The sequence below is a fragment of the Streptomyces sp. NPDC058964 genome (assembly GCF_042741275.1).
GTDB lineage: Bacteria > Actinomycetota > Actinomycetes > Streptomycetales > Streptomycetaceae > Streptomyces.
In genome coordinates, this window is record NZ_JBHYKH010000352.1 from 1401 (window position 1) to 9535 (window position 8135).

Sequence of the window (8135 nt, forward strand, 5' to 3'; positions counted from 1 at the left end):
CCCCGCGGCGGCCGCCCCCCCTGTGAGGGCGGCGGCGCCCCCCCCGCGAAAGCCGGGCGGGGGGGGCCCCGCGCGGCCCGCCGCCGCGCTCAAGTTCCACCGGATCATCCTCGGGATCGAGGCGTCCCTGCTGATCCTGGTCCTCGCGATCGCGGACCAGATCCGGGGCGACCTGTTCTTCACCCGGCTCGGCACCGCCGTACTCGCGGCCGTCGCGCTGCTGCAGACGGTCCTGCACCTGGTGTCCGTCCTCGCGTCGAGCAGGCTGCGGTGACCGGCATGACGTCTTCCCTGAAGGTCGGCGCGGTCGTCATCACCATGGGCAACCGTCCCGACGAGCTGCGCGCCCTGCTCGACTCGGTCGCCAAGCAGGACGGCGACCGGGTCGAGGTGGTCGTCGTGGGCAACGGCTCGCCCGTCCCGGAGGTCCCCGAGGGCGTGCGGACCCTGGAGCTGCCCGAGAACCTGGGCATCCCCGGCGGGCGCAACGTCGGCATCGAGGCCTTCGGCCCCGGCGGCCGCGACGTCGACGTACTGCTCTTCCTCGACGACGACGGCCTCCTCGCCCAGTACGACACCGCCGAACTGTGCCGGCAGGCCTTCGCCGCCGACCCGGAGCTCGGCATCATCAGCTTCCGCATCGCCGACCCGGACACCGGCGTCACCCAGCGCCGGCACGTCCCGCGGCTGCGGGCCTCCGACCCGATGCGCTCCTCCCGGGTCACCACGTTCCTCGGCGGTGCCAACGCCGTCCGCACCCGGGTCTTCGCCGAGGTCGGCGGCCTTCCGGACGAGTTCTTCTACGCCCACGAGGAGACCGACCTGGCGTGGCGGGCCCTCGACGCGGGCTGGATGATCGACTACCGGTCCGACATGGTGCTGTACCACCCCACGACCGCGCCCTCGCGGCACGCGGTCTACCACCGCATGGTCGCCCGCAACCGCGTCTGGCTGGCCCGCCGCAACCTTCCCGCCCCGCTGGTCCCCGTCTATCTCGGGGTCTGGCTGCTGCTCACCCTGCTGCGCCGCCCCTCGCGCCCGGCCCTGAAGGCCTGGTTCGGCGGGTTCAGGGAGGGCTGGGCGACTCCGTGCGGTCCCCGCAGGCCGATGAAGTGGCGTACGGTGTGGCGGCTGACCCGACTGGGCCGTCCCCCTGTGATCTGACAAGCTCGACCCTGGGACGTCGCGCGGCGCGAAGCGCACGCGAGGGCGGCCTCGAAGACGAACTCGAAGACGAAAGTTTTCCCCCGTGAGTGAGACAACGCATGACGGCGGGGTCGCGGTGACCGCGGCTCCGTCGCCCGATGAGGGACTGACGGCGGCCCAGCTCGCCGCCAGGTACGGGCTCGCCGTGAGCGGTGCCCGGCCGTCCCTCGCGGAGTACGTCCGTCAGCTCTGGGGGCGGCGCCACTTCATCCTCGCCTTCTCCCAGGCGAAGCTGACCGCCCAGTACAGCCAGGCCAAGCTCGGCCAGCTCTGGCAGGTGGCCACACCGCTGCTGAACGCGGCCGTGTACTACTTCATCTTCGGCCTGATCCTCAAGGCGAGCCGGGGCATGTCGCACGACGTGTACATCCCCTTCCTGGTCACGGGCGTCTTCGTCTTCACCTTCACGCAGAGTTCGGTCATGGCCGGCGTCCGCGCGATCTCCGGCAACCTCGGCCTGGTCCGGGCCCTGCACTTCCCACGTGCCTCGCTGCCCGTCTCCTTCGCCCTGCAGCAGCTCCAGCAGTTGCTGTTCTCGATGCTCGTCCTCTTCGTCGTCGTCATCGGGTTCGGCAGCTACCCGGACCTGTCCTGGCTGCTGATCGTGCCGATCCTGGCGCTCCAGTTCCTCTTCAACACGGGCCTCGCGCTGATCATGGCGCGGGCGGGCGCGAAGACCCCGGACCTGGCGCAGCTCATGCCGTTCGTCATGCGGACGTGGATGTACATGTCCGGCGTGATGTTCTCCATCCCGGTCTTCCTCGCGGACCAGCCCCGGTGGCTGGCGAACGTGCTGCAGTACAACCCGGCCGCGATCTTCATGGACCTGATGCGCTTCGCGCTCATCGAGGGGTACGGCGCCGGGAACCTCCCCGCCCACGTCTGGGCGGTCGCGGGCGGCTGGGCCGTGCTGTTCGCGCTCGGCGGCTTCGTGTACTTCTGGAAGGCGGAGGAGAGGTACGGCCGTGGCTGAGCAGCACGCCGGGCAGACCCGGGACACCCGCCCCACCGTCATCGCGGACGACCTGCACATCGTCTACCGCGTCAACGGTGCCAAGACCGGCAAGGGCAGCGCGACCGCGGCGCTCAGCCGGATCCTCAAGCGCGGCGAGGAGCGCGGTGTGCGCAAGGTGCACGCCGTGCGGGGCGTCTCCTTCATCGCCTACCGCGGCGAGGCCATCGGCCTGATCGGATCGAACGGCTCCGGCAAGTCCACCCTGCTGCGCGCCATCGCCGGCCTGCTGCCCGCGGAGCAGGGCCGGGTCTACACCGACGGCCAGCCCTCCCTGCTCGGCGTCAACGCCGCCCTGATGAACGACCTCACCGGTGAGCGCAACGTCATATTGGGCGGGCTCGCCATGGGCATGTCCCGTGAGCAGATCAGGGAGCGTTATCAGGACATCGTCGACTTCTCCGGGATCAACGAGAAGGGCGACTTCATCACCCTGCCCATGCGCACCTATTCCTCCGGCATGGCCGCCCGTCTCCGATTCTCCATCGCCGCCGCCAAGGACCACGACGTCCTGATGATCGACGAGGCCCTGGCCACCGGCGACCGCAAATTCCAGAAGCGCTCCGAGGAACGCATCCGGGAACTGCGCAAGGAAGCCGGCACCGTGTTCCTGGTCAGTCACAACAACAAGTCCATCCGCGACACCTGCAACCGTGTCCTGTGGCTGGAGCGCGGCGAGTTGCGCATGGACGGGCCGACCGAAGAGGTGCTCAAGGAGTACGAGAAGTTCACGGGCAAGTAGCCCGGTTCGTCCAGGGCCCCGCCGGAACCTTTCCGGTGGGGCCCTGCGTCTGCAAAGGAAACGTCAACTCCGGCTTCCCTTAGGAATCTTGACGCCAATCGGTGTGTTGTTGTGATGTGCGGGACACCCCGACGGACCACGCTGCGTTGTACAACGTAAGCTGTACCGGTCCCGGAAAGCGGCAAGTGGGGCGATAATGCGCGACACCCACCGCCAGGGCCGCCCTGCGGACGGCGGGCGGCGTGTCCGAAATAGTGAGCATTGGGTCGGCAGTGTAGAACGGGAGATGTGACGGCAATGGCTACGGAAACTCCCCAGCTCAACGCAGCATGTGCCGTCCCCGCCACGGGCAGCGTACGGTGACGGCAACGGAGATGCCGCGCACCGGGGATCCCGAGCGCGGCACGCTCGACAAGGCCGCGGACGAGAACTTCCCCGTGGCCCCGTTCTTCCTGCCCAAGGCCTGGCGCGACGACCTCATGGCCGTCTACGGCTTCGCGCGGCTCGTCGACGACATCGGCGACGGCGACCTCGCACCCGGCGGTGCCGACGCCCGCCTGCTCGGCGTGTCGGCCGAGGAGGCCGAGGACCGTCTCCGCCTCCTCGACGCCTTCGAGGCGGATCTGCACCGTGTGTTCGACTCCACTCCGCGCCACCCGATCCTGCGCCGCCTCCAGACCACCGTCCGGCGTTGCTCGCTGACCCCCGGCCCCTTCCTCGGCCTGATCGCCGCCAACCGCCAGGACCAGCTCGTCACGCGGTACGAGACGTACGACGACCTGCTCGCCTACTGCGAACTGTCCGCCAACCCCGTCGGCCGCCTCGTCCTCTCCGTCACCGGCACCTCGTCCCCCGAGCGGATCCGCCTCTCCGACTCGGTCTGCACGGCGCTCCAGATCGTCGAACACCTCCAGGACGTCGCCGAGGACCTCGGCCGCGACCGGATCTATCTGCCCGCCGAGGACATGAAACGCTTTCAGGTCCAGGAGGCGGATCTCGCCACGAACACCGCGGGTGCACCGGTGCGCGCACTGGTTGCACACGAAGCACAACGCGCCCGCGATCTCCTGAATGAAGGCGCCCCTTTGGTGGGTAGCGTCCACGGCAGGCTGAGGCTGCTGCTCGCAGGGTTCGTGGCGGGGGGAAGGGCGGCGATCGGGGCGATCGCCCCCCCCCCAAAAAACCTAAATACCCGCCCCCCCCAACCCCGCCACGGACACCTGCTGCGCGGGGGGGGCGGGTTTATGGGGGGAGAGGGGGGGGGGGGGGCGCGCGCGCCCCCGCCCGCCCCCCCCCCCCGCCGAATACGACGTACTTCCCGGCCCGCCCAAGCCCGGCAAGGTACAGCTGCTGCGCGAGGTGGGCGTGATTCTGCGAGGAGAGGGGTGATCCGGACCGTGGAGTCGGAACAACACGTGTCCGCACCGGTACTCGCCGCCTACAGCTACTGCGAGGCCGTCACCGGGCAGCAGGCCCGTAACTTCGCGTACGGCATCAGGCTGCTGCCGGCGCCCAAGCGTCGTGCGATGTCGGCGTTGTACGCCTTCTCCCGGCGCGTCGACGACATCGGCGACGGCGTGCTGGCGGACGAGGTCAAGGTCGCACGGCTCGAGGACACCCGGGCGCTCCTCGGCCGGGTCCGCGAGGGTGCGGTCGGCGAGGACGACACCGACCCGGTCGCCGTCGCCCTCGCGCACGCCGCCAAGGCCTTCCCGATCCCGCTGGGCGGCCTGGACGAACTCATCGACGGCGTTCTGATGGACGTACGCGGCGAGACCTACGAGACCTGGGACGACCTGAAGGTCTACTGCCGTTGCGTGGCCGGCGCCATCGGGCGGCTCTCGCTCGGCGTCTTCGGCACGGAACCGGGGGCGCGCGGCGCCGAGCGCGCACCCGAGTACGCCGACACGCTCGGCCTCGCCCTGCAGCTCACCAACATCCTCAGAGACGTCCGCGAGGACGCCGAGGGCGGCCGCACCTATCTGCCGGCCGACGACCTGGCGAAATTCGGCTGCTCGGCCGGATTCAACGGGCCGACGCCACCGGAGGGCTCCGACTTCGCGGGCCTCGTGCACTTCGAAGTGCGTCGGGCCCGCGCCCTTTTCGCCGAGGGCTACCGGCTGCTCCCCATGCTCGACCGGCGCAGCGGTGCCTGTGTCGCCGCCATGGCCGGCATCTACCGCCGTCTGCTCGACCGCATCGAGCGCGACCCCGGGGCCGTGCTGCGCGGCCGGGTCTCGCTGCCCGGGCGTGAGAAGGCCTACGTCGCCGTGCGCGGTCTGTCCGGACTGGACACCCGTCGGCACGGGACCCGGCGGACCGTCAGGAGGCGCGCCTGATGGACAATACGGCCCAAGGTGACTGCACCGGAGAAAAGCGGCACGCAACCCTCCGGTGCGGCGCGGCGTCCCTGACTGCGACGGCCTGCCGTGCACTGTTCAACCAGCACGGCGGACGCGCACGGAAGGACGCACGATGAAGGACGGCACGCGGCCCGAGGAGCCACACGCCGACACCCCGGCGGGCACGGAACGCAGCGCCGTCGTGGTCGGCGGCGGGCTGGCCGGGACCACGGCGGCACTCGCCCTCGCCGACGCGGGCGTCCGCGTCACCCTGCTCGAAGGCAGGCCGCGCCTGGGCGGGCTCGCCTTCTCCTTCCGGCGCGGCGACCTGACCGTCGACAACGGCCAGCACGTCTATCTGCGCTGCTGCACCGCCTACCGATGGTTCCTGGACCGCATCGAGGGTGCGGCGCTGGCGCCACTGCAGGATCGTCTCGACGTGCCCGTTCTCGACGTCGCCAAGCCCGAGGGACGGCGGCTGGGCAGGCTGCGGCGCGACCCGCTGCCCGTACCCCTGCACCTCGGCCGGAGCCTGGCCACGTACCCGCACCTCTCGTTCGCCGAGCGGGCGGGCGTGGGGCGTGCCGCGCTCGCACTCAAGGGACTCGACCTCGCCGATCCGACCCTGGACTCACAGGACTTCGGCAGCTGGCTGGCCGGGCACGGTCAGTCGGCGCGTGCCGTCGAGGCCCTGTGGGACCTGGTCGGGGTCGCCACCCTCAACGCGGTCGCGGGCGACGCCTCGCTGGGGCTCGCCGCGATGGTGTTCAAGACCGGTCTGCTGTCCGACCCGGGCGCGGCCGACATCGGCTGGGCGCGCGTCCCGCTGGGCGAACTGCATGACCGCCTCGCCCGCAAGGCGCTCGACTCCGCGGGCGTCCGTACCGAGGTCCGTACACGCGTCACCTCCGTCTCCATCAACGAAAACGGGACCTGGAGCGTTCAGGTTCCCGGCGAGACGCTGCGGGCCGACATCGTCGTCCTCGCCGTACCCCCGCGCGAGACCCACGACCTGCTGCCGACCGGCGCGCTGGACGTTCCCGAGAACCTGCTCGGCATCGGCACCGCGCCGATCCTCAACATCCATGTCGTCTACGACCGCAAGGTGCTCGCCAAGCCGTTCTTCGCGGCCCTGGGCACCCCGGTGCAGTGGGTCTTCGACCGCACCGCGGCCTCCGGGCTGAGGGACGGTCAGTACCTCGCCCTGTCCCAGTCGGCCGCGCAGGACGAGATCGACGAGCCGGTAGCCGTCCTGCGCGAGCGCTACCTGCCCGAGCTGGAACGGCTGCTGCCCGCCGCGCGCGGCGCGCGCGTGGAGGACTTCTTCGTGACCCGGGAGCGCACGGCGACGTTCGCCCCCACCCCGGGCGTCGGGCGGCTGCGGCCCGGCGCCCGCACCAAGGCCCCCGGCCTGTACCTGGCCGGAGCGTGGACCGCCACAGGGTGGCCCGCGACCATGGAGAGTGCGGTCCGCAGTGGAGTGAGCGCGGCCGACGCCGCGCTCGGCGCCCTGGGCCGGCCCCGCCCCGGTCACCTCTTCGAGTTCGAGGAGGCGGCCTGATGACCGATCAGCAGGCGGCGGGCCCCCGCACCCCCGGTACCGCAACAAGAGGAGAGACTGTGCCCACTGTGCCCCCGGCCGAGACGGCTGCCGACGCGGTGGACGTGACCACGCTCCTGGAGCGCGGCCGGACCCTGGCCACGCCGGTGCTGCGGGCGGCAGTCGACCGTCTGGCGCCTCCGATGGACACGGTCGCCGCTTACCACTTCGGCTGGATCGACGCCCAGGGCAATCCCGCGGACGGCGACGGCGGCAAGGCCGTGCGCCCCGCCCTCGCCGTGCTCTCCGCGGAGGTCACCGGAGCCGCGCCCGAGGTCGGCGTCCCCGGCGCGGTCGCGGTGGAGCTGGTCCACAACTTCTCGCTCCTGCACGACGACCTGATGGACGGCGACGAGCAGCGCCGCCACCGCGACACCGTCTGGAAGGTGCACGGCCCCGCCCAGGCCATCCTGGTCGGCGACGCCCTGTTCGCCCTGGCCAACGAGATCCTCCTGGAGCTCGGCACCGTCGAGGCCGGCCGCGCCACCCGCCGGCTGACCACCGCCACCCGCGCCCTGATCGACGGTCAGGCGCAGGACATCTCCTACGAGCACCGCGACCGCGTCAGCGTCGAGGAGTGCCTTGAGATGGAGGGCAACAAGACCGGCGCCCTGCTGGCCTGCGCCAGCTCCATCGGCGCGGTGCTCGGCGGTGCCGACGAGCACACCGCCGACACGCTGGAGAAGTACGGCTACCACCTCGGTCTCGCCTTCCAGGCCGTCGACGACCTGCTGGGCATCTGGGGCGACCCGGAGGCCACCGGCAAGCAGACCTGGAGCGACCTGCGCCAGCGCAAGAAGTCCCTGCCGGTCGTGGCCGCGCTCGCGGCGGGCGGCTCCGCCTCCGAGCGGCTCGGCGAGATGCTCGCCGCCGACGCCAAGAGCAGCGACTTCGAGAACTTCTCCGAGGAGGAGTTCGCCGCCCGCGCCGCCCTCATCGAGGAGGCGGGCGGCCGCGAGTGGACCGCCGAAGAGGCGCGCCGGCAGTACACCATCGCCATCGAGGCCCTCGACGCCGTCGACATGCCCGCCCCGGTCCGGGACCGGTTCGCGGCGCTCGCCGACTTCGTCGTCGTACGAAAGAGATGATCACTATCGGTCGAATAGCCCTCGCGTAGTCGCCGGCCCGGGCGGGCGAGCAGACACCACCCGCCGACCGCGGACCCCCACCAGCACCACTCGCCCGACTGCGCGCGCGGGCAGCCCAGACAGCCACGCCCGCCGGAAGCACCCC

General features: G+C 71.3%; 7 protein-coding genes and 2 pseudogenes. All 9 read left to right on the top strand.

Annotated features, from left to right (window positions below):
* Positions 1-106: 106 nt before the first annotated feature.
* Positions 107-274: pseudogene (locus ACFW2E_RS32510) on the top strand (CDP-alcohol phosphatidyltransferase family protein); the annotation flags it as partial.
* Positions 275-279: 5 nt separating this feature from the next.
* Positions 280-1164, top strand: a complete 885-nt coding sequence (locus tag ACFW2E_RS32515) for a glycosyltransferase family 2 protein (protein ID WP_384471171.1) — start codon at positions 280-282, stop codon at positions 1162-1164.
* Between the two features lie 85 nt (positions 1165-1249).
* The gene (locus tag ACFW2E_RS32520) at positions 1250-2179 is read left to right on the top strand and encodes an ABC transporter permease (protein WP_384471159.1); all 930 of its coding nucleotides are present in this window, start codon (positions 1250-1252) and stop codon (positions 2177-2179) included.
* The gene (locus tag ACFW2E_RS32525) at positions 2172-2960 is read left to right on the top strand and encodes an ABC transporter ATP-binding protein (protein WP_384471162.1); all 789 of its coding nucleotides are present in this window, start codon (positions 2172-2174) and stop codon (positions 2958-2960) included. Before ACFW2E_RS32520 ends, ACFW2E_RS32525 begins: the two co-directional genes overlap by 8 nt.
* A 374-nt stretch (positions 2961-3334) precedes the next feature.
* Positions 3335-4147, top strand: a pseudogene (gene hpnC, locus ACFW2E_RS32530) (squalene synthase HpnC); the annotation flags it as partial.
* 198 nt (positions 4148-4345) lie between these two features.
* Positions 4346-5299 (top strand): presqualene diphosphate synthase HpnD, encoded by a 954-nt coding sequence (gene hpnD / locus ACFW2E_RS32535; protein ID WP_384471174.1) that lies wholly within the window; start codon positions 4346-4348, stop codon positions 5297-5299.
* Positions 5299-5439, top strand: coding sequence for a DUF6380 family protein (locus ACFW2E_RS32540; protein WP_384471165.1), 141 nt, complete (start codon positions 5299-5301; stop codon positions 5437-5439). The genes hpnD and ACFW2E_RS32540 overlap by 1 nt, the downstream gene beginning before the upstream one ends.
* Positions 5436-6863: a hydroxysqualene dehydroxylase HpnE gene (gene hpnE / locus ACFW2E_RS32545; protein ID WP_384471168.1), complete on the top strand. Its 1428-nt coding sequence runs from the start codon at positions 5436-5438 to the stop codon at positions 6861-6863. The genes ACFW2E_RS32540 and hpnE overlap by 4 nt, the downstream gene beginning before the upstream one ends.
* Positions 6864-6931: 68 nt before the next feature.
* Positions 6932-7990, top strand: a complete 1059-nt coding sequence (locus ACFW2E_RS32550; RefSeq protein ID WP_384471177.1) for a polyprenyl synthetase family protein — start codon at positions 6932-6934, stop codon at positions 7988-7990.
* Positions 7991-8135: the final 145 nt, after the last annotated feature.

Bases quoted from the DNA above. Each gene is read 5' to 3' on its own strand.
- ACFW2E_RS32540 (WP_384471165.1), top strand. From the start codon at position 5,299: ATGGACAATACGGCCCAAGGTGACTGCACCGGAGAAAAGCGGCACGCA.
- ACFW2E_RS32515 (WP_384471171.1), top strand. From the start codon at position 280: ATGACGTCTTCCCTGAAGGTCGGCGCGGTCGTCATCACCATGGGCAAC.
- hpnE (WP_384471168.1), top strand. From the start codon at position 5,436: ATGAAGGACGGCACGCGGCCCGAGGAGCCACACGCCGACACCCCGGCG.